The sequence below is a fragment of the Amycolatopsis sp. WQ 127309 genome, assembly GCF_023023025.1.
Lineage (GTDB): Bacteria > Actinomycetota > Actinomycetes > Mycobacteriales > Pseudonocardiaceae > Amycolatopsis.
In genome coordinates this window covers 1,712,891-1,732,510 of sequence record NZ_CP095481.1, presented here as the reverse complement: position 1 = coordinate 1,732,510, position 19,620 = coordinate 1,712,891, and the positions used below count along the sequence as shown (strand labels likewise).

22 protein-coding genes are annotated in these 19,620 nt (G+C 71.9%); 15 read left to right on the top strand and 7 right to left on the bottom strand.

Features of this window, described 5'->3' with window-relative positions; all coding sequences use genetic code 11:
• Positions 1-6 precede the first annotated feature (6 nt).
• From MUY22_RS07700 to MUY22_RS07680, 5 genes are all read left to right on the top strand, one after another.
• Positions 7-468, top strand: a complete 462-nt coding sequence (locus MUY22_RS07700) for a roadblock/LC7 domain-containing protein (RefSeq protein ID WP_247063745.1) — start codon at positions 7-9, stop codon at positions 466-468.
• A gap of 25 nt (positions 469-493) precedes the next feature.
• Entirely contained in the window at positions 494-1,291 is a 798-nt protein-coding gene (locus MUY22_RS07695) for a DUF742 domain-containing protein (protein WP_247058533.1), read from the top strand.
• A complete protein-coding gene (locus MUY22_RS07690; RefSeq protein ID WP_247017872.1) occupies positions 1,272-1,880 on the top strand; it encodes an ATP/GTP-binding protein in 609 nt (202 codons plus the stop codon). Before MUY22_RS07695 ends, MUY22_RS07690 begins: the two co-directional genes overlap by 20 nt.
• A 394-nt stretch (positions 1,881-2,274) precedes the next feature.
• Positions 2,275-2,691: a roadblock/LC7 domain-containing protein gene (locus MUY22_RS07685; protein ID WP_247063729.1), complete on the top strand. Its 417-nt coding sequence runs from the start codon at positions 2,275-2,277 to the stop codon at positions 2,689-2,691.
• 6 nt (positions 2,692-2,697) lie between these two features.
• Positions 2,698-3,684, top strand: coding sequence for a DUF742 domain-containing protein (locus MUY22_RS07680; RefSeq protein ID WP_247058531.1), 987 nt, complete (start codon positions 2,698-2,700; stop codon positions 3,682-3,684).
• A gap of 1 nt (position 3,685) precedes the next feature.
• Here the strand turns inward: MUY22_RS07680 and MUY22_RS07675 are convergent, their stop codons facing one another.
• On the bottom strand, positions 3,686-4,255 hold the full coding sequence (locus MUY22_RS07675; RefSeq protein WP_247058529.1) for a hypothetical protein: 570 nt from the start codon (positions 4,253-4,255) through the stop codon (positions 3,686-3,688).
• Positions 4,256-4,336: 81 nt separating this feature from the next.
• Positions 4,337-6,574 carry a helicase-associated domain-containing protein gene (locus tag MUY22_RS07670; protein WP_247058527.1) on the bottom strand — a complete coding sequence of 746 codons (2,238 nt, stop codon included), beginning with the start codon at positions 6,572-6,574 and terminating at the stop codon, positions 4,337-4,339.
• A gap of 91 nt (positions 6,575-6,665) precedes the next feature.
• On the opposite strand from MUY22_RS07670, the gene MUY22_RS07665 reads away from it, so the two are divergent.
• From MUY22_RS07665 to MUY22_RS07650, 4 genes are all read left to right on the top strand, one after another.
• Positions 6,666-6,845, top strand: coding sequence for a hypothetical protein (locus MUY22_RS07665; protein WP_247058525.1), 180 nt, complete (start codon positions 6,666-6,668; stop codon positions 6,843-6,845).
• A gap of 103 nt (positions 6,846-6,948) precedes the next feature.
• Positions 6,949-8,337 carry an NAD-dependent malic enzyme gene (locus MUY22_RS07660; protein WP_247058523.1) on the top strand — a complete coding sequence of 463 codons (1,389 nt, stop codon included), beginning with the start codon at positions 6,949-6,951 and terminating at the stop codon, positions 8,335-8,337.
• Between the two features lie 190 nt (positions 8,338-8,527).
• Positions 8,528-8,998, top strand: coding sequence for a cyclic pyranopterin monophosphate synthase MoaC (gene moaC / locus MUY22_RS07655; RefSeq protein WP_247058521.1), 471 nt, complete (start codon positions 8,528-8,530; stop codon positions 8,996-8,998).
• Entirely contained in the window at positions 8,995-9,915 is a 921-nt protein-coding gene (locus tag MUY22_RS07650) for a molybdenum cofactor biosynthesis protein MoaE (protein WP_247058519.1), read from the top strand. Before moaC ends, MUY22_RS07650 begins: the two co-directional genes overlap by 4 nt.
• A 7-nt stretch (positions 9,916-9,922) precedes the next feature.
• Here MUY22_RS07650 and MUY22_RS07645 read toward each other — a convergent pair whose 3' ends face one another.
• The gene (locus MUY22_RS07645; RefSeq protein ID WP_247058516.1) at positions 9,923-10,366 is read right to left on the bottom strand and encodes a nitroreductase/quinone reductase family protein; all 444 of its coding nucleotides are present in this window, start codon (positions 10,364-10,366) and stop codon (positions 9,923-9,925) included.
• A 55-nt stretch (positions 10,367-10,421) separates the two neighbouring features.
• Between MUY22_RS07645 and MUY22_RS07640 the strand changes: the two genes are divergently transcribed.
• On the top strand, positions 10,422-10,892 hold the full coding sequence (locus tag MUY22_RS07640; protein ID WP_247058514.1) for a MarR family winged helix-turn-helix transcriptional regulator: 471 nt from the start codon (positions 10,422-10,424) through the stop codon (positions 10,890-10,892).
• Between the two features lie 88 nt (positions 10,893-10,980).
• On the opposite strand, the gene MUY22_RS49610 is transcribed toward MUY22_RS07640, so the two are convergent.
• From MUY22_RS49610 to moaA, 3 genes are all read right to left on the bottom strand, one after another.
• The gene (locus MUY22_RS49610) at positions 10,981-11,631 is read right to left on the bottom strand and encodes a transglycosylase family protein (protein WP_305879360.1); all 651 of its coding nucleotides are present in this window, start codon (positions 11,629-11,631) and stop codon (positions 10,981-10,983) included.
• An 879-nt stretch (positions 11,632-12,510) separates the two neighbouring features.
• The gene (locus MUY22_RS07625) at positions 12,511-12,771 is read right to left on the bottom strand and encodes a MoaD/ThiS family protein (protein ID WP_247058511.1); all 261 of its coding nucleotides are present in this window, start codon (positions 12,769-12,771) and stop codon (positions 12,511-12,513) included.
• Position 12,772: 1 nt separating this feature from the next.
• Positions 12,773-13,780, bottom strand: a complete 1,008-nt coding sequence (moaA, locus tag MUY22_RS07620; RefSeq protein WP_247058509.1) for a GTP 3',8-cyclase MoaA — start codon at positions 13,778-13,780, stop codon at positions 12,773-12,775.
• A 172-nt stretch (positions 13,781-13,952) separates the two neighbouring features.
• Between moaA and MUY22_RS07615 the strand changes: the two genes are divergently transcribed.
• Genes MUY22_RS07615 through MUY22_RS07595 form a run of 5 tightly spaced genes read left to right on the top strand, consistent with a single transcriptional unit; the run spans position 13,953 to position 17,572 of the window.
• Positions 13,953-14,441 (top strand): MarR family winged helix-turn-helix transcriptional regulator, encoded by a 489-nt coding sequence (locus MUY22_RS07615; protein WP_247058507.1) that lies wholly within the window; start codon positions 13,953-13,955, stop codon positions 14,439-14,441.
• 33 nt (positions 14,442-14,474) lie between these two features.
• Positions 14,475-14,879 (top strand): molybdopterin-binding protein, encoded by a 405-nt coding sequence (locus tag MUY22_RS07610; RefSeq protein WP_247058505.1) that lies wholly within the window; start codon positions 14,475-14,477, stop codon positions 14,877-14,879.
• A complete protein-coding gene (modA, locus tag MUY22_RS07605) occupies positions 14,876-15,682 on the top strand; it encodes a molybdate ABC transporter substrate-binding protein (protein ID WP_247058503.1) in 807 nt (268 codons plus the stop codon). The genes MUY22_RS07610 and modA overlap by 4 nt, the downstream gene beginning before the upstream one ends.
• A gap of 58 nt (positions 15,683-15,740) precedes the next feature.
• Complete coding sequence (locus tag MUY22_RS07600) at positions 15,741-16,508, top strand: ABC transporter permease (protein WP_247058501.1); 768 nt, start codon at positions 15,741-15,743, stop codon at positions 16,506-16,508.
• Positions 16,505-17,572, top strand: coding sequence for a sulfate/molybdate ABC transporter ATP-binding protein (locus MUY22_RS07595; RefSeq protein ID WP_247058499.1), 1,068 nt, complete (start codon positions 16,505-16,507; stop codon positions 17,570-17,572). The genes MUY22_RS07600 and MUY22_RS07595 overlap by 4 nt, the downstream gene beginning before the upstream one ends.
• Positions 17,573-17,669: 97 nt before the next feature.
• Here MUY22_RS07595 and MUY22_RS07590 read toward each other — a convergent pair whose 3' ends face one another.
• The gene (locus MUY22_RS07590) at positions 17,670-19,451 is read right to left on the bottom strand and encodes a multicopper oxidase family protein (RefSeq protein WP_247058497.1); all 1,782 of its coding nucleotides are present in this window, start codon (positions 19,449-19,451) and stop codon (positions 17,670-17,672) included.
• Between the last annotated feature and the right edge of the window lie 169 nt (positions 19,452-19,620).

The following is a 19,620-nucleotide window of genomic DNA, read 5'->3' as shown; positions in this document are numbered from 1 at the left end:
GGTGCAATGCAGCCGGGTGGCTCCGCGCAGCCGGGTGGCTCCGCGCAGGCCAAGGCGGGTAATACCGGCAGCTTCGCTTGGCTGATCACGGATTTCGTGCACCGGGTGCCCGGCGCGGCCCACGCGGTCGTGGTGTCGGCGGACGGTCTGCTCCTGGCGGCCTCGCGCGGCCTCCCGAAGGACCGGGCGGACCAGCTGGCGGCCGTCGCGTCGGGGCTCACCAGCCTCGCGCGGGGTGCGGCCAAGGTGTTCGAGGGCGGCACGGTCGCGCAGACCGTGGTCGAGATGGCCAACGGCTTCCTCTTCCTCATGGCGGTTTCCGACGGTTCCTGTCTCGCGGTGCTCGGGTCACCCGAAAGTGACATCGGCTTGGTCGTCTACGAGATGACCCTGCTGGTGGAGCGGGTCGGCCAGCAGCTGACACCGGAGATGCGGGCGCAACTGCAGGGCGCAGCGGTCCGCCGCTGACGACCGGGGAACCGAGGAGAGAGCCGTGGACGACGGGCGCTTGAGGGGCGATGGCCGGCTCGGTGACGACTTCTCCGGCGGGTGGTCCGAGCAGCCGGGGCCGGACGACGGCCGGGAGGACTGGCAGTCGTTCCGGGAACGCGTCGACCGTGAGTGGCGGCAACGGCGGGTCACGGGTTCCGACAGCGACCCCGTCCGGGAACCGCCGAACTGGCTGACGGACTCGAACGCGGGGCAGGAGCCGATCCGGCCCATCGAGCCCGGCAGCAACGGGTACCGCGACCGCCTGCTCGGCGGGCCGGGCTCGGAGCTGTTCGGCGGCGCGAGCGGGCCGTTGTACGACGCGGCGGACTTCGCCGCGTACAGCAACGACCGCGAGCGCGACTACACGTCGGGACCGGACTCCGGGGAGCTGGCCGCGGCGCTGCCGCGACAGGCCCACCAGGAGTACGTCGACGAGCCACCGCCGCCGACGGAGATGGAGACGTCGGGCCTGGTCCGGCCGTACTTCCGGACCCGCGGGCGGACGAAGGCGACACTCGATCTGGCGATCGAGACGTTGATCTCGACCAGCGAACAGGGCCGGTTGCTCGACCGGGTCCGGGTGCCCGAACACCGGTCGATCTGCGACCTGTGCTTCGACACCCGGTCGGTGGCCGAGGTGGCGGCGCTGCTGCGGCTGCCGCTCGGTGTGGTGCGGGTGTTGATTGGTGACGTGGCGGGGCTCGGGCTGGTGCTGGTGCACTCCAGCAGCCAGACCGTGGGTGACCGGCCGAGTATCGAGTTCATGGAAAGGGTGCTCAGTGGGCTTCGGAGAATTTGACTCCGACGCGAACGCGCCGCAGGTGACGGGTCCGACCTCGTCGGCCAAGATCGTGGTCGCCGGCGGGTTCGGTTCGGGGAAGACAACGATGGTCGGGGCGATCTCGGAGATCGACCCGCTGACCACCGAGGCCATGATGACCGAGGCGAGCGTCGGACACGACGACACCTCGGCGACGCCCAACAAGACCACCACTACCGTGGCGATGGACTTCGGGCGCATCTCGCTGGACTCGGACCTGGTGCTGTACGTGTTCGGTACGCCGGGTCAGCACCGGTTCTGGTTCATGTGGGACGACCTGGCGGTCGGGGCCATCGGCGCGGTCGTGCTCGTGGACACGCGGCGGCTGGCCGACGCGTTCCCGTCGATCGACTTCTTCGAGAACCGGAAGCTGCCCTACGTCGTGGCCATCAACTGCTTCGACCGGTTGCTGCACCACCAGATCGAGGACGTCCGGCACGCGCTGACCATCGCGCCGTCGGTCCCGATCATGGCGTGTGACGCGCGCGAGCGCGACTCCGCCAAGCAGGTGCTGATCTCGGTCGTCCAGCACGCGATCGCGCACGATTCGGCGTTGCGCGCGGGATAGCCCGATGACGCCCCGAACCGGATGCGGCCGTTGGAGTGAACTCCACGTGCTTCACCCACCTCGGGGGCAGCGGCCGCCGTCCGGAGCGGGGCTCGGGGCGGCGCGTTCGGCACCGTCGACGGCCAGGTTGTCCCGCTGGGCCTGCCGGACCTCGGCTGACCTGCGCGGACACCGCGTCGCCACGCATCGTCGCCGGCGGCGCGGAGTGTCGCTCGAACGCGTGGACCCGTCCGGGTCAATGCGGTGCGCGAGCATGCGCACACGTAGAGTGCGCGGCGGCCATCCGGTCGCGGACTCGACACCGCCGTCGGTGCGAATACGCTTGAGGGAGGCGCCGTCGACCGGCCACTCCGGTGTGCGGCGCGCGGCGCGGCACGAGCGAGGAGGGGTAGTGGTGACGGCATCCGGCCAGGGCACGTTCGGCTGGCTCATGACGGAGTTCGTGCGCCGGGTACCCGGCGCCGCCCACGCCGTTCTGGTGTCCGCAGACGGCCTGCTGCTGGCGCCGTCGGAGGGCCTGCCCCAGGAGCGAGCCGAGCAGCTGTCCGCAGTGGCCTCCGGACTGCTCAGCCTGACGCACGGAGCCGCACGCTGTTTCGAGGCGGGCGGTGTCAACCAGACGGTAGTGGAGATGGAGCGCGGCTACTTGTTCCTGATGTCCGTTTCGGACGGCTCGTCGCTGGCGGTGCTGGCCGCGCCGACGTGTGACATCGGCACGGTCGCGTACGAGATGACCCTGCTCGTCGAGCAGGTCGGCCAGCAGATCACCCCCGAGCTGCGCGCGCAGCTGCAGGGCGGCGTGCGTGGGTAGGACACGATGAGGATTTCGGGATTCGACGATCCGGACTCCACCGGCTGGGACGCACTGCACCGCGGCACCGAGCGCGAGGGTTTCGATTCGCCGAGCAAGTTCGATATGTCGACGTTGTCGACGATCATGCCGCGCCGGAAGCGGCAGACGCCGCCTCCTCCGCAGCCGCGGCCGGACCCGCAGGGCTACACCGACGAGGACACCCGCGAATGGGGCTCCTCGGCGGCCGCGACCCCCGACGACGGCTACGAAGACGACAGCTACCAAGACGACGGTTACGACACCGGCTACCACTCCGGTTACGACGACGGCGGGCACGCCGCCGGCCGGCCGGAGTGGCGGGACGAGCCGCGCTACGAGCCGGAGCCGCCGCCGGTGGAGACCTGGACGCCGCCGCGTGGCGCGGGCCGGGCCCCGGCACCGCGGCCGCCCGCGCCCCGGCCGCCGGCCCCGCGCCCGCCCGCGTCCCGGCCCCGGGCCCAGGCGCCCGCGCCGTCGTGGGCCCCGCCGGTCGACCCCCGCGCCGGCTGGACGCCGCCGCCGGACCCGGAGACTCGCTGGATCCCGCAGCCGCCCGAGCCCTACGGCTACGACGAACCGGCCCCCTGGAACGAGCCCGCCGCACGCGTGGCGAGCCCGGTCCCGGTGGCTTCGGCCGGCTCGCGGGTGCGGCCGTACACCCGCACCGGTGGCCGCACCCGGTCCGACCACAACCTGGCGCTCGAGGCCCTGGTCTCGACGTCCGACGACGGCCGCCGCTACCGCGGTGTCCGCTCGGTCGAGCACCGCCGGATCTGCGACCTGTGCCTCGACACGCGGTCGATCGCGGAGATCGCCGCGCACCTGCGGCTGCCGCTGGGTGTGGTGAAGGTGCTGGTCGGCGACATGGCCGACATCGGGCTGGTGCTGGTCCACCACACCGAGCTGATCCTGGGCGACCGCTCGTCCCGCGACTTCATGGAACGCGTCCTGGCGGGCCTGCGGGCCTTGTAGCTCAGGGCGTGAGGGTCAGGGCCAGTGTGTTGCCCGGCCCCGGGACCGCCGCGTTGACCAGGGCCGTCCCCGGACCGCAGTTCGCGAAGGCGCCGATCGTGTAAGTCGACGTCAGGTGGCCGCCGGTCGAGAGCGTGAAGTCGGCCGACGTGATCTCCGTCGTCACCGGCTGGGCGGTGCCGCACGCGGGGCCGACGTCGTACGGGGCGCCGCCGACCGTGACGTCCGAGACGCGCACCGGCCAGGTCGCGGTGCCCGTGAACCCGCCGAACGACGAGCCCTCGATCCGGGCCGGGCCGAGCGTCACCGTGGCGCTGACCGCGCCGCTCGTGACCCGCGCCGGCGGCAGCGTGAACGTCCCGTAGTAGGTGTAGGGCCCGATGTCGGTGTACATCTCGACCGTCCCCGGCCCGAGTTTGACGTCCGCGTCCGGTTTCGCGACGTGCGTGGTGCCCACGACCGCGTACTTCGTGTAGACCGGCGGTCCGACGGCGCTCGCCGGCCCGGCGAACCCCAGCCCGCTCACCACCACCGCCGCGGCCACCGCGGTCACGCGTGTTCCTCGCTTCATGGTCCCTCCCCTGACTTCCGAAGGACCCAGGCTTACCACGTCGGCGCGCGGTCCGGTGCCGATTCACCGGATCGCGGGTGATCAGTCCTCGACCAGCGCCGCCGAGGTGATGCGGTGCAGGGAGTAGCGCTCGTTGTTGTCGCCTTCGAGGATCCCGCCGCCGACGCGGATGGGGCGGACGACGCGCTGGCTGGCGGTGCCGCGCGAGTCGACGAAGCCGATCCAGACCTCACGGCGTTCGAGCGTGGCCCGGGACAGCAGCTCGAGCGTCGCCGACGTGTCCGCGCCGCCACCTCCCGGCGCCTTGACCGTCGAACCCCGGCGCCGCGCCGTGGCCGCGTCACCCGCGCGCAGGTTGGAGACGATCCGCTCCGCCTGGTCCTCGGTCAGCACCGCCTGCTCGCCCGGGTTGCGCCGGGGCGCGCGGGCCTTCGCCGGCAGCCGCCTGCCGCCGGGGCGGATGTCGACGACGCGGCCGTCCGGGCCCTCCGCGGCCGGGGCGAACCCGGCGCCGCGCAGCCCGGTCAGGACCTCGTGCAGGGGATCCGGGCTGATCACGACGGTCGGCGCGATCAGCCGCAGGTCGTGCTCCGCGGCGATCGGGTGGGCGAGCACCTCGGCCAGCAGCGCCTCGTCGTCGCACCGCAGGAACGACGCCGCGACCCCGCCGCGCAGCCGCCCGTGCCGTCGCGCGACGTCGTCGACCAGGTAGCTCAGGCCCTGCGGCACCGGCGTCGCGGACTTCGCCCTGAACAGCGCGTGCAGCTCGTCGGCCGTCCGGCCGGTGTCGAGCGCGCGCCGGACCGAGCCCTCGGTGATCCGGTAGACCGTCGCGTGGCCGGCCGACTCGATGTCGGCGACGGCGTCCATCTCGGTGGCCAGCTCGGGTTCCAGCGGCCCCGGCGCGACCACCGTCAGGTCGGCCTGCAGCAGCACCTTGTCCACCGGCGCGGGCAGCGCGTCCAGGATCGCTTCGACGGCGGCCGGGCGGTCGTCGGCCAGCAGCGCGCGGGTCGCCGTCGTGACGCCGCCGAGCCCGACCAGGCCGAGCGCGCTCGCCTCGGCCACGGTCCAGCGCACCGTCTCGTCCCGCAGCCGTCCGCCACGGCGGGGGGCCCGCCAGGCGAGCACCGCGACCAGCTCGTCGACGCTCTTCACCCCGGCGCCCTCGGGCAGGGCCGCCAGCGTGGCCAGCACGCGGCGGCGCGCGACCGGCGCCAGCGGCCGCCGGAGCTCTTCGGACAGCGGCGCGACCGGCTTGTCCTTGGCGTCGCGGCCGCCGGCGAGCCCGGGCAGCCGCGGCAGCTCGAGCCACGCCTGCGCGAGCGTCATCCAGCGCTGGGCGGTCGGCGACGCGAGCCAGGAGTCGGTCAGCGTCGTCGGCACCCATTCGGGCACGCTCGCCTCGCTGTCCGCGACGAGCCCGGCCCCGACGGCCAGCTCGGCCAGCAGCGTCGCCTGCGTCTCGTCGATCTCGAGGTCCTTGGCCAGCTTCTTCAGCTCGCGCACGCCGAGGCCGCCGGACTTGAGCACCGGGGGCGGCGCCGCCGACCACCCGCGCAGCAGGGATTCGGTGTGGCGCAGGAACTCCATCGCCTCACCGGCCGCGGCTTCGTCCAAAGTGGACGCTCGGTGCGGGTGCACCGGCAGCTCGGGCTCGGTGAGCGTGCCCGGCCCGAACACCCCGCCGCGCACCGCGACCCCGAGCTCCATCGGCAGCTCGACGGTCTGGTCGTCGCGCCGCAGCAGCAGCCCGCGGGCGAGCAGCTTCTGCACCGGCGTTTCGGCCTTCTTCAGCGTGAGGTCGATCCCCGCGTCGCGGGTGCGGCCGATCGGCGGGCCTGCGGCCAACGCGTTCAGCACCCCGCGTTCGTCGTCGGACAGCTCGGCCAGCCGCGCCTCGAGGTCTTCGCCGGCCAGCGCCGGCGACGGCGTGCCCAGCCCGGCCGGGAACGGCCCGAGCGCCTCCCGGACCGCGGGCGGCACGCGCAGCGCGTCGTCGGTGCCCCAGACCAGCGCCCGCGCGCGGAGCCGGGTCAGCGGTGCCGCGAGGTCGGCGCCGACCAGCTTCGTGACGTCTTCGACCGGCACGGGGTCGCGGTCCGCGCCGGTCAGCAGGCACGCTTCGAGCACGGCCAGGGTGACGGTGTCGAGGTCTTCGCAGGCACGCGCGACCGAGCCCGGGGTGCCGGCGCGGGTGGCCAGCACCGTGCTGTCGGAGGGCGGCGGCGTCGACAAGTCGCGACGCGTGCGGAGCAGCTCTGCGAGTGCGGCGTCGGGCTCCGCACGCAGCCAGTCCGCCAAGGAGGTCGCGGGCATAGAAGGACCAGGGTACCGGGCGGTTGGCCGGACCCGCCCGGGCTCGGGCAGACTGTCCCCGAGAACCGAGTACGGCTGTGTGGAGGACGTTGTGGCCAAGGGCGAGAAGAAGCACAAGGGTGTCGACCCGACCTGGCCGGGCGAGGCCGGTGAGCACCCCGTGACCGAACTGGCGTCGGACCGCCAGGGCGCGCTGTCGCCGTTCGGGGACCTCACGTTCCCGCTCGACACGGTGCCCTACGTGCACCCCGAGACCGAGATCAACCGCTGACCCTGTCGTTACTGGTCAGTACAGGTATCGGGGCCTCGTGAGGGCGGTCACGGGAGTAGGTTCGCTCCCGTCCCAAGCCCTCTTTCCCACGTGGGAGTAAGCCATGCCGGTTCCCGGTCCCGGATATTCGATCACCGTCCGGGTCGAGGCCCCGGCCTCGTCCAGCGCGGCCGGTGACCTCACCACTGCCGTCGGGCGCGTCGGTGGCGTGCTGACCGCGTTCGACGTCGTGGAGTCCCACTCCGACTCGATCGTGGTCGACATCAGCGCCAACGCGCTGTCGGAGAACCACGCGAACGACATCACCCAGACGCTCGACTCGCTGCCCGGTGTCAAGGTCCGCAAGGTCTCCGACCGGACGTTCCTGATCCACCTCGGCGGCAAGATCGAGGTCACCCCCAAGGTCGCGCTCCGCAACCGTGACGACCTCTCCCGCGCCTACACCCCGGGCGTCGCGCGCGTCTGCCAGGCGATCGCGGCGAACCCCGAGGACGCGCGGCGGCTGACCATCAAGCGCAACACCGTCGCGGTGGTCACCGACGGGTCCGCCGTGCTCGGCCTGGGCAACATCGGCCCCGCCGCGGCGCTGCCGGTGATGGAGGGCAAGGCGGCGCTGTTCAAGAAGTTCGCCGACGTCGACGCCTGGCCGGTCTGCCTGGACACCCAGGACACCGAAGAGATCATCATGATCGTCAAGGCGCTCGCACCGGTCTACGCGGGCATCAACCTCGAGGACATCGCCGCGCCGCGCTGCTTCGAGATCGAGAAGCGGCTGCGCGAGCAGCTCGACATCCCGGTGTTCCACGACGACCAGCACGGCACCGCGATCGTGGTCGTCGCCGCGCTCCGCAACGCCCTGCGCGTGGTCAAGAAGAACATCGAGGACTGCAAGATCGTGGTCAGCGGCGTCGGCGCGGCCGGTTCGGCGATCATCCGGCTGCTGCTGCGCAAGAACCCGGGCGACATCGTCGCCGCGGACATCGACGGCATCGTCCACTCCGCGCGCGGCAACCTCGACGACAACCTGACCTGGATCGCGTCGCACACCAACGCCGAGCAGGTCAGCGGCACCCTGCACGAGGCCCTGGTCGGCGCGGACGTCTTCATCGGCGTCTCGGCGCCCAACCTGTTCGGCGCCGAGCAGGTCGCGACCATGAAGGACGACGCGGTCGTCTTCGCGCTGGCCAACCCGGACCCGGAGATCGACCCGCTCGAGGCGCAGCAGCACGCTGCCGTCGTCGCGACCGGCCGCAGCGACTTCCCGAACCAGATCAACAACGTGCTGGCCTTCCCGGGCGTCTTCCGCGGCCTGCTCGACGCGCACGCCAACAACATCGACGACGACATGCTGCTGGCCGCGTCCGACGCGATCGCCGACGTCGTCGACAACGGCAAGCTCAACGCGTCGTTCATCGTGCCGAGCGTGTTCGACAGCGCGGTGGCGCCCGCGGTCGCCGAGGCGGTGCGCAAGGCCGTCCGCGCCGAGCGCTGAGTCACCATTTCGGCTGATCTTCGAATCCGTCTCCGGACGGACGACGGCGGTGTTCCGCGCGCCCTAGGCTCTTGGCCGGCCCAAGAGACCAACCGGCGAGCACCGGCGCCCGGGACCCCCAGCTCGCGGCGCCGGTGCGAAACCGGTCACCTGCTCTTCGCCCGGCACCGGCGGAAAGTAGCCTCGGCTGGTGAGTGAACTCAGCCACGTCGACGAGACCGGCGCCGCCCGGATGGTCGACGTCTCCGGCAAGACCGCCTCCGCGCGCACCGCGCTCGCGGCCGGCACCGTGCGGACCACCGCCGAGGTGCTCCGGCTGCTCGCCACCGACGGCCTCCCGAAGGGTGACGCGCTGGCCACCGCGCGGATCGCCGGGATCATGGGCGCCAAGCGGGTGCCCGAGCTGATCCCGCTGTGCCACCAGATCGCGTTGTCCGGGGTCAAGGTCGAGTTCGAGCTGGGCGAGGCCGAGGTCCGGATCCGCGCGACCGCCAAGACCACCGACGTCACCGGCGTCGAGATGGAGGCGCTGACCGCGGTGGCCGTGGCCGGGCTGACCGTGCACGACATGATCAAGGCCGTCGATCCGGCGGCGACGCTGGACGAGGTCCGCCTGCTCCGCAAGGACGGCGGCAAGACCGGGACCTGGGAGCGGCCGTGAAGCGCACTGCGCGGGTGATCGTGGCGTCCAACCGCGCCGCGAAGGGGATCTACGAGGACAAGACCGGCCCGGTGATCGCCGCCTGGCTGGCCGATCGCGGGTACGACGTCCCGGCGCCGGTCGTGGTCGAGGACGGCGACCCGGTCGGGGTGGCGCTGCGGGCCGCGCTGGCCGACGGCGTGGCCGTCGTGCTCACCACCGGCGGCACCGGGATCTCGCCGACCGACCGCACCCCGGACGTCACGAAGGCGGTCCTGGACCACGAGCTGCCGGGCGTCGCGGACGCGATCCGCGCGGCGGGCCTGCCCAAGGTGCCCTCAGCGGTCCTCTCGCGCGGTGTGGCCGGGGTTGCGGGGAGGACCCTCGTCGTGAACCTCCCGGGCTCCAGCGGCGGCGTCAAGGACGGTTTGGGCGTCCTCGACGGCATCCTGGACCACGCCGTCGATCAGCTGGCCGGCGGCGACCACCCGCGCGCGGTCCCCACGGGCCCGGCGGTCCGCGTCGCGCGGGCGCTGGTGACCGCGGAGCCGCTCTCGGTCGAGGAGCACGCCCGCCTGGTCGAGGACGACGCCGCGGGCGCGGTGGTGACGTTCGCCGGCGTGGTCCGCGACCACGACGGCGGCAAGGGCGTGCGCGACCTGACCTACGAGGGCCACCCGAGCGCGAGCCAGGTCATCGCGGACGTCGTGGCCGACCTGTCGGCCCGCTGGACCGGCGTCCGGGCGGTCGCGGTCAGCCACCGCATCGGCCCGCTGACGATCGGCGACGTCGCACTGGCGATCGCGGTGGCGGCCGAGCACCGCGGCCAGGCGTTCACGGCGTGCGCGGAGCTGGTGGACGAGGTCAAGGCCCGCCTCCCGGTCTGGAAGCACCAGCACTTCACCGACGGCACGGACGAGTGGGTCAACTCGCCCTGACGCGCGGTCAGCCCGCCGCGGGGGCGATCCGGAAGACCGCGACCCGGCCGGCCACCGCGGCGAACTCGTCCGGGTCGCCCTTCGTGACGATGCCCAGCTTGACGAACATCGGCACCCCGTGCGGGACCTCGCGCGGGAAAGCCCGCACGACCTCGCGGCGCAGGCCGGGGTCGGTGACCTCGGTGAGCGTCACCGGCTGCCGGCGGCGGCCGCGCGCGAGCTCACCGCGGCCCGCGGCGCGGACGTTGCGCGCCCAGTCGGACTCCGGCAGGCCGGCGATGACGTAGCGGTGCCCACCGACGGTCAGCGGGGAGACCGGCGTGGCCCGCGGCGCACCCGAGCGGCGGCCCGGGACCGTCACGACGTGGATCGTGCCGAGGGGCAGCCCGGCCCGCGTCAGCAGGCGGATGAGCCGGTTGGCGGGCCGCAGCCGGCCGGGGAGGGTCGTCACGGGAGCAAACCTTTCGACGATCGAAGGAGTTCTCCGTCAAGGTAGACTCTTTCGAGTGTCGAAACAACTGCCGTCCCGGGCCGAGCTGATCGCCGAGGCCACCCACGCCGCGGCCGACTTCGGCGCGGCCGGCGACCTGGTCGACGAGGCCGCGGCGGCGGCGTTCGGCGTCAACCGGACGGATCTGCGGATCATCGGCCTGGTCATGACGGCGGGCACGCTGACGGCCGGCGGGCTGGCCACGGCGGCCGGCCTGAGCCCGGCCGCGACGACGACGGCGATCCAGCGGCTGATCCACGCCGGGCACCTGACGCGAAAAACCGACGCCGAAGATCGGCGCCGGGCGGTGGTGGAGCTGACTCCGCACGCGGTGGACCTGCTGGAAGAGGTCTACGCGCCGGTCGAACGAGCCGGGCGTGAGCTGCTCGAGCGGTACTCCGCGGAAGAACTGGTGTTCATCATCGACCTGCTGCGCCGCGGCGAGCGGCTGCAGCTCGCGCAAGCGCGCCGGGTCCGGGGCGAATGACAAGAACCCTCCACCGCCCGGGGGATTGGCGGTGGAGGGTTCCCGATGTCACGGCTCGAGGCCGGACTCACGCATCACTGCGCGATCGTCACTTGGTGGCGATCTTCTGCCCGACGAGGATCATGTCCGCGTTCGGGATGTACTTCGCGTTCAGGTCCTGCAGCTTCTGGTAGCCGCCGGTGACGCTGAACTGCTTGGCGATCTTGGACAGCGTGTCGCCCGCCACGACGGTGTAGTCACCGGCCGGGTTCGAGCTGCTCACGCCGGTCGCCGACGGGGCAGCGGCCTGCTTGGGGGCCGCGGCCTGCTTCGGGGCCACCGGGGTGCTCTTCTTGGGAGTCACCTTCTTGGGCGTGGTGGTCTTCGCGGTCCGCGGGGCCGTCGACGAACCGCCGCCGCCCTTCTTGCCGCAGACCGGCCAGGCGCCGATGCCCTGGCCCTGTAGAACGCGCTCGGCCACGGCGATCTGCTGGTCACGCGACGCGCCCTGGGCGCTGCCGGTGCCGCCGTAGGCCTTCCAGGTGCTCTGCGTGAACTGCAGGCCGCCGTAGTAGCCGTTGCCGGTGTTGATGCTCCAGTTGCCGCCGCTCTCACACTGCGCGATCGCGTCCCAGTTCGTCGCCGACGCGGGGGTCGCGGCGATCGCGAGGGGGGCGCCGACCGCGATGCCCGCGATGGCGACGCGAGCGACGGTGCGGGTGGCAGCGGACATCTTGCGGTGCTTGCCTCGGTAAGACATCTGAATGCTTCTCAGGCTTCCCTGCGCCTACGAGACTTGTGCTGAGGGTCAGGATCGGGGTCCTGGCGCCGGCCCTCTCAGACCGGCAGACGGCTCCGACGCACGACGCGTCGTCCTCGTCCCCTCGTCCCTGTCCGGAAATGCTTTCGCTCGGGGTATGGGTCCGGGTATCCGTCGGACAGGGCTAGGCGCTACGGATTCCCGGTGTTGCGTGACTGGTCGGGGCCAGCCGATTAGCGACGGTACGTAACGATGACCGTGATCGGAAATTATTCGGGGCGTGACCTACGTCACAGTAACAGCACGCAACCCCCGTCGATGTGGGTGTCTACGCAGGTCAGAGGGTCGTTATCTGTCCGTTTCCTTGCCGAGACAAAGCACGGATCGTGAGGCTTGCATCACGTGTTTTGCGCAGTGAATGGCCCTTTCGGGCCGCCCGGTTCACGAATGGGGGGCGCATCTTATGGAGTCCCCCGGCGGTTCGCCAGACTTGACAGTGGCCTCTGGTGCCCCATGAGTAACTCCGGCCCCACCTGTTCGAGGGGTTTGCGAGCACGGTCGGAGGCGTCCGTCCGGGCGGCGGGTGCCGGCGGGGGCGACGGACCGTGTCCGACCAGGCGAGACGGGTCACCGGACGGAGTGGGATCGACCGCAGATTCAGCGTCCCGCGAACGCCCGGCCGCGGTGGGGCGCCACGCCGGGGCGCCGGACCCGCGTCGGCGAGCGGTCGGCCGCCGTACCCGAGCGGTCGGCGGTTATCGGGGGAGGGGAAGTGGCGTGCCGGGCCGGGCGGTTCGCGTACGCGGAGGGCCGGTGCACCTATCTATAGGAGAGACGCGGGGCAGCATGCGAGACGGCGCCCTTGTGTAGAGGAGAAGGTCAGCCGCCGGCGAAGGGCGGAAGGACGTCCAGCTCGGCGCCGTCCTTGAGGCGGCGGGTGAGGTCGCGGACCGCGATGCCGTCGAGCAGGTAGCTGACGGCCTCCAGGACCCGCGGCAGCCGCTCCGGGTGGAGGCGGCGCAGCTCGGCCACGGCGTCGGCGACCGAAGCGTTCGAAGGCAGCTGCACCTTCTCCTCTTCTTCACCGGCCGCGGCGCGTGCCGCGGCGAAGTACCGGACCACGATGGTCAGGGTCGTCATCTCAGCCGCCGATCGCGCTCATCGGCCGGATCGGCTGTGCGAACCCGGCGTCGTTGATCTCGTGCCCCGCGAGCTTCCCCCACATTGTCGCCCGCCAGGCGTCCGCCACTTCTTCATCGCGCACACCCGCGCGCACGAGGGCGCGCAGGTCGGTCTCGTCGTTGCTGAACAGGCAGGAGCGCACCGCGCCGTCCGCGGTCAGCCGGGTCCGCTCGCAGGCGGCGCAGAACGGCCGGGTCACCGACGCGATCACGCCGACGTCGCCCGGGCCGCCGTCGACCAGCCAGCGCTCGGCCGGCGCCCCGCCGCGGGACACCGGGAACGGGCTCAGCGAGAACTCCGTGCCCAGCATCCCGAGGATCTCGGACGCGGTGATCATCTCGCCGCGGTTCCAGCCGTGCTGGGCGTCCAGCGGCATCTGCTCGATGAACCGCAGGTGGTAGCCCTCGGCGAGGCAGAACTTCAGCAGCGCCACGGCTTCGGTGTCGTTGACGCCCCGCATCAGCACGGCGTTGACCTTGACCGGCGTCATCCCGGCGTCGCGCGCGGCGGCCATGCCGGCCAGCACGTGCGAGAGCCGGTCGCGCCGGGTGATCTCGAGGAAGGTCGCGGGGTCGACGGTGTCGAGCGAGACGTTGATCCGGGCCAGCCCGGCGGCCGCGAGGTCCTTCGCGCGCTTGGCCAGGCCGATCCCGTTGGTCGTCATGGACAGCCGGGGCCGCGGCTCGAGCGCCGTGATCCGCGCGACGAGGTCCTCGAGGCCCGGCCGCAGGAGCGGTTCACCGCCGGTGAGCCGGATGTCGGTGACGCCCAGCATCTCGACGGCGATCCGCATCAGCCGGACCAGCTCGTCGTCGGTCAGGACTTCCTCGCCCGGCATCCAGTCGAGGCCTTCGGCGGGCATGCAGTAGGTGCAGCGCAGATTGCACCGATCCGTCAGGGAAACCCGCAGATCGGTGGCCACCCGGCCGAAGGTGTCGATGAGTCGTGGGTTCTCGGGTCGGGGCACACGAGAGGAACCTCGTGTACCGGGGACGCGAGGAAACCCGAGATCCACTGCCGTCATTACGCACAGCCTAACTCTGGAACGCGCGAAGCGAGGTGATCGCTAGGATACTTTGCGGAGTGAGTGGTTCAGCGGCCGAACTACCCCGGTCGGCACGCCGGGAGAAGGACTCGTGATGTCGAGCACGACGGAAAAGCCGTACCCGGTGCCCGAAGCGGAACTCTTCCGCTTCGCGGAATTGGGTCGCGAAAGCAGCACGCTGACCGTACTCCGGCACGCCAGGATCGCCGAGCGGATGGGCCTGTCCGGTACCGACCACAAGACGTTCGACCTGGTCGGACAGGCGGCCGGGCCGCTCACCGCGGGCCGGATCGCCGAGCTCACCGGGCTGTCGACCGGCGCGGTCACGGGCGTCATCGACCGGTTGGAGAAGGTCGGGCTGGTCCGCCGCGTCCGCGACCCGGAGGACCGCCGCAAGGTCCTCGTCGAGGTCGTGCCCGGGGCCGCCGAGCGCTACGCGCCGCTCTTCCAGTCAGCCTTCGACGGGCTTCGCGAGAGCCTCGCGCAGTTCTCACCGGCCGAACGAAAAGTCATCGAGCGTTATCAGAATGTCATGCTGGAACAGCTGCGCGCCGAGATCATGCACAATTCGCGCCCCGCGTAGCTTTTCCTCAACTGCGGCGATAATGTCTGCGCTATGCCGCAATTTCGGTTGTCCGAGGCCGCGCGCCTGCTCGGGGTCAGTGACGACACGGTCCGCCGCTGGGTGCGCGCGGGCCAGCTGACCGCCACCGACGACGCCGCCGGCCGCAAGGTCGTGGACGGTGCCCAGCTGGCCGGGTTCGCCCGTGCCCAGGCGAGTGGCCCCGACGACCCGTCCCCGGTCGGCCGCTCCGCCCGCAACAAGTTCGTCGGGCTGGTCACCGAGGTCGTCGCCGACAAGGTGATGGCCCAGGTGGAACTGCAGTGCGGGGCACACCGTGTGGTGTCCCTGATGAGTACGGAAGCCGTACGCGAGCTGGGCCTGCGCCCTGGGGTGCTCGCGGTCGCGGTGGTCAAGGCGACCACCGTCGTGGTGGAGACACCGGAAGGAAGTCGATGAAGAAGCTTGCTCTTGCCGTTGCGGCCGTCGCCTTGTTCGCGGGCGCGTGCAGCAGCTCGGACGAGCCCAGCACGCAGTCCGGCGGGTCGTCGGCCAGCGCACCCGCGCCCAAGGGCGCCGGCGAGGCCGGCGGCACGCTGACCGTGTTCGCCGCCGCGTCCCTCACCGAGTCGTTCACCGCGCTCGGCAAGGAGTTCGAAGCCGCGCACTCCGGCGTCACCGTGAAGTTCAGCTTCGCCGGCTCGTCCGGTCTGGTCCAGCAGCTGACCAACGGCGCGAAGGCCGACGTCTTCGCCTCCGCCGACCAGGCCAACATGGACAAGGCCGTGCAGGGCGGGGTGATCGACGGCCAGCCGACCGTGTTCGCCACGAACAAGCTCGCCATCGCCGTCGCCCCGGGCAACCCCAAGGGCATCAAGACGTTCGCCGACCTGAACAAGGCCGGGCTGACCGTGGTGACCTGCGCCGCGCAGGTGCCGTGCGGCTCGGCGACCAAGAAGGTCGAGACGAGCACCGGCGTCACGCTCAAGCCGAAGAGCGAGGAGCAGGACGTCAAGCAGGTGCTGGCCAAGGTCCAGTCCGGCGACGCCGACGCGGGCCTGGTCTACGTGACCGACGCCACGTCCGCCGCGGGCAAGGTCGACAAGGTCGACTTCCCCGAGGCGAGCGGCGCGATCAACAACTACCCGATCGCCGTGGTCAAGGGCGGCCAGAGCGCACTGGCCAAGGAGTTCGACGACTTCGTGCTCGGCGCGGAGGGCAAGGCGGAGCTGACGAAGGTCGGGTTCGGCCCTGCGGCGTAAGCACCTCGTGAGCGGCCGGCCTGGGAAGTCCCCGGCCGGCCGTTCGCGGGTTCCGTGGGTGCTCGCCGTGCCCGCCACGCTCGCGCTGGCGCTGGTCGTGCTCCCCGTCGTCGGGCTGCTGGTGCGCTCCGACCTCACGCGGTTCCCCGCGCTGATCGTCACGCCGTCGTCGCTGCACGCGCTGCGGCTGTCGCTGATCACGGCCTCGTTGTCCACTGTGGCCTGCGTGCTGCTCGGCGTGCCGCTGGCCGTCGTGCTCGCCCGCGCCCGGTTCGCCGGTGTCCGCCTGCTGCGCTCGATCGTGCTGCTGCCGCTGGTGCTGCCCCCGGTCGTCGGCGGGCTCGCGCTGCTCTACCTGCTCGGCCGCAAGGGCTTCCTCGGCATGCTGATCACCACGCTGACCGGGGAGTCGGTGCCGTTCACCACGACCGCGGTGGTCATCGCGCAGACGTTCGTCGCGATGCCGTTCCTCGTGGTCAGCCTCGAAGGGGCGCTGCGCGGCTCCGGCGACCGCTACGAGCAGGTCGCCGCGACGCTCGGCGCGCGGCCCTGGACCGTCTTCCGCCGGGTCACCCTGCCGCTGCTGCTGCCCTCGCTCGGCTCCGGCGTCGTCCTCAGCTTCGCCCGCGCGCTCGGCGAGTTCGGCGCGACGATCACCTTCGCCGGCAGCCTCGAAGACGTCACCCGCACGCTGCCGCTGGAGGTCTACCAGCAGGCCGAAGTGGACGTCGACAGCGCGGTGGCGCTGGCGCTGCTGCTGATCGTCGTGGCGGTCGTCGTGATCGCCGTCGCGCGCCCGCGCTCGTGGGAAGGCGGGCTGCGATGAGCCTGGCCGCCCGGATCGAGGTCGTCCGCGGTTCGTTCGAACTGTCGGTGGACCTCGACGTGCCCACCGGGACGGTGCTGGCGCTGCTGGGCCCGAACGGCTCCGGCAAGTCGACGGTGCTCGGCTGCCTCGCCGGGTTGATCGCGCCGCGGTCCGCGGAGATCACCGTGGCCGGGCGGTCGCTGGCCGGCTTGGCGCCGCACCGGCGTGGCATCGGGCTGCTCTCGCAGGACGCGCTGCTCTTCCCGCACCTGTCCGCAGTGGACAACGTCGCGTTCTCGCCGCGCTCGACTGGCACCGGCCGCCGCGCCGCCCGCGACCTCGCCCACCACTGGCTGGCCGAAGTGGACGCCGTCGAGCTGGCCGGCCGGCGCCCCGGTCAGCTGTCCGGCGGGCAGGCCCAGCGCGTCGCGATCGCCAGGGCGCTCGCCGCCCAGCCGGACCTGCTGCTGCTCGACGAGCCGTTCGCCGCCCTCGACGTCGACGCCGCGCCCGCGATCCGCGGTCTGCTGCGGCGGGTGCTGAAGACCGGGCCGACGACCGTCCTGGTCACGCACGACCCGCTCGACGCGCTCGCGCTCGCCGACCACGTCGCGGTGATGAACGACGGCCGCGTCGTCGAACGCGGCCCGACCCGTGACGTGCTGTCTGCCCCGCGAACGGCGTTCACCGCGCGGATCGCCGGCCTCAACCTGATCGCCGGCACGGCGGTCGAAGACGGCCTGCGGACGGCGTCGGGTGCCGTCGTCTCCGGCATCCCCGCGGCCGATGTGGTCCGGGGAGAGCCGGCGGTCGCGGTGTTCCCGCCGAACGCCGTCGCCGTCTACGCCCGCGACGGCGAGCACCGGGGGAGCCCGCGCAACACCGCGGGCGCCGTCGTCGCCGCGCTGGAGCCGCACGGGCCGGTGATCCGCGTCCGGGCCGAGGGCGACGGCTGGGTGCACGGCCTCACCGCCGACCTCACCCCCGCCGCCGTCGCCGAGCTGGCCCTGGAACCCGGCACAGCGGTGACGCTGTCGGTCAAGGCCGCCACGGTCAGCGTGCACCCGGCCGCGGCTTTCTGACGCCCCAATGTGGCGTTGGGTGCATCTGACGCACCCGATGTGGCGTTCGGTGCGTCCAACGCACCCAACGCCACATCGGGGCGCATGGGAGCCGGGGTCAGCCGTCGTGGTGGTGGCCGCCGCCCGGGTGGACGTGGAACTTCGCCACCTCCGGCGGGTGCACGACGAACGGCCGCATCATGCCTTCGTCCTCGTGGTCGAGGATGTGGCAGTGGTACATGAACTCCCCGGTGCCACCACCGAACTGACCGGCCACGCTCACCCACTGGCCGGGGTTCACGAGGATCGTGTCCTTCCAGCCCTCTTCGTACTTCTCCAGCGGGACGTCGGTGAACCCGGCGAGCGGCGCCGTCGTCCGCGCCGACGCCTGGTCGAACGTCGTGGTGAAGGCCCGCCGGAAGAGCGCCTGGAACTCCGTCAGGTGGATGTGGATCGGGTGCGCGGGTCCGCCGTTCGCGACGTGCAGGATGTTCCACACCGCCCATCGGTCGTGGTCGATGAAGATGCCGGTGGTGTCGTCGAAGATCTTCCCGATCATCCGGAACGTCCGCAGCGGCCCCGCCGGGTCGGCGAGCTGGATGATCCCTTCGCCACCCGGGTCGGGGGTGTCCAGCTCTTCGAGGTCCCACATCTCCGGGTGGCCCTCGGCGTTGAGCAGCAGCGCGACCCAGACGTGGTCGTGGTCCGCCGGCAGCGTCGAGCCATGCACCAGCCGCGTGTAGGACGTCGAGATCGTCGCCGGCAGCCGGAACGGGTCGTGCTTCGCGCGGCCGTCGACCCGGAACTCCATCAGGTCCGGCTCGACCGTGCCGAGGCGCGGGTCGGCGTTGCGCAGCTTGAGATTGCGGCCCTTGAAGCGGCTGAAGTCGATCAGCACGTCGAAGCGCTCGGCCGGGGCGACGGTCAGGCCGCCCGCGGGCAGTTCCGCGGGCACCGGCAGCAGGCCGCCGTCGGTGCCGATCAGGCGGACGGCGTCGTTCACCGGCCGGTTGTCCTCGTCGACCAGGTTCAGCGTGTAGAACCGCGAGTTGGCCGCGTTGAGCAGCCGGAAGCGGTACCACCGCGCGTCGACGTCCAGGTGCGGCCAGATGACGCCGTTGACCAGGGTGAACGGGCCGGTGAACGGGATCATCGGGCCGTTCGGGACGACCGGGACCTTGAACAGCAGCTGCCCGGTGAGCGCGCCGGTCGCCGGGTCGGTGTCGAGGTTGCGGTCGGTGATGATCAGCGGGATCTCGTGGTCGCCACGGGGCAGGTCGAGCGCGTCCTCCTCGTCGTCGCGGATGAGGTACATCCCGGCGAGGCCGGTGTGGACGTTGAAACGCGTGATCGCCATCGCGTGGTCGTGGTACCAGAGCGGCATCGCGGGCTGGGCGTTCCGGTACTCCGTCAGCTGCGAAGTGCCCTTCAGGCCGGCATTGTGCGCCCAGCCGTCGTTGCCCGCGTTGGTCCGGGCGCCGTGCAGGTGCACCACGGTCCACGCCGGCAGGTCGGCGACGCCGTCGATGACGGAGTAGCCGGGCTTGTCCAGCTCGCGGCCGGGCCGGCTCGCCGGCGCGTCCGCCACCGGGCCCTGAACGGCGACGAGCGGAAACTCGCCGTCGATTTCGTTCGACCACGAAATCCGCAGTTGTTCGCCGGTGCGCACGTCGATAGTCGGACCCGGGAAATGTCCCGCGTACGTCCACAATGTGCTCGGCGGCAATTGTGAGTGGAGCCGCTGCTGCTTCGTCACCATCGGAATGGTGATCGCGTCGTGGCGCCAGGAATGCGGCCGGAGCGCCGGCGGAACGCGCAGTGGGTCGAGGAACTTGGTGAGTCCCCAGTTCGGCGCGGTGATCGGCCCGGTCGTCGCCGGGCGCTCGATGATTCCGGTCATGCGTTTCTCCCCCTCGCGGTGCGGGGGCAGGACGAATTGCGCCACGACGTTTCCGTCGACGACGTGTGCGGTGAATTCCCCCGAACCCCCTCGGTGGCCGGGTACGCGACTCCCCTCGCGATACCGGCAATTCCCACTGTAACCCTTTTCGTCGGCGAACGCAGGTGTC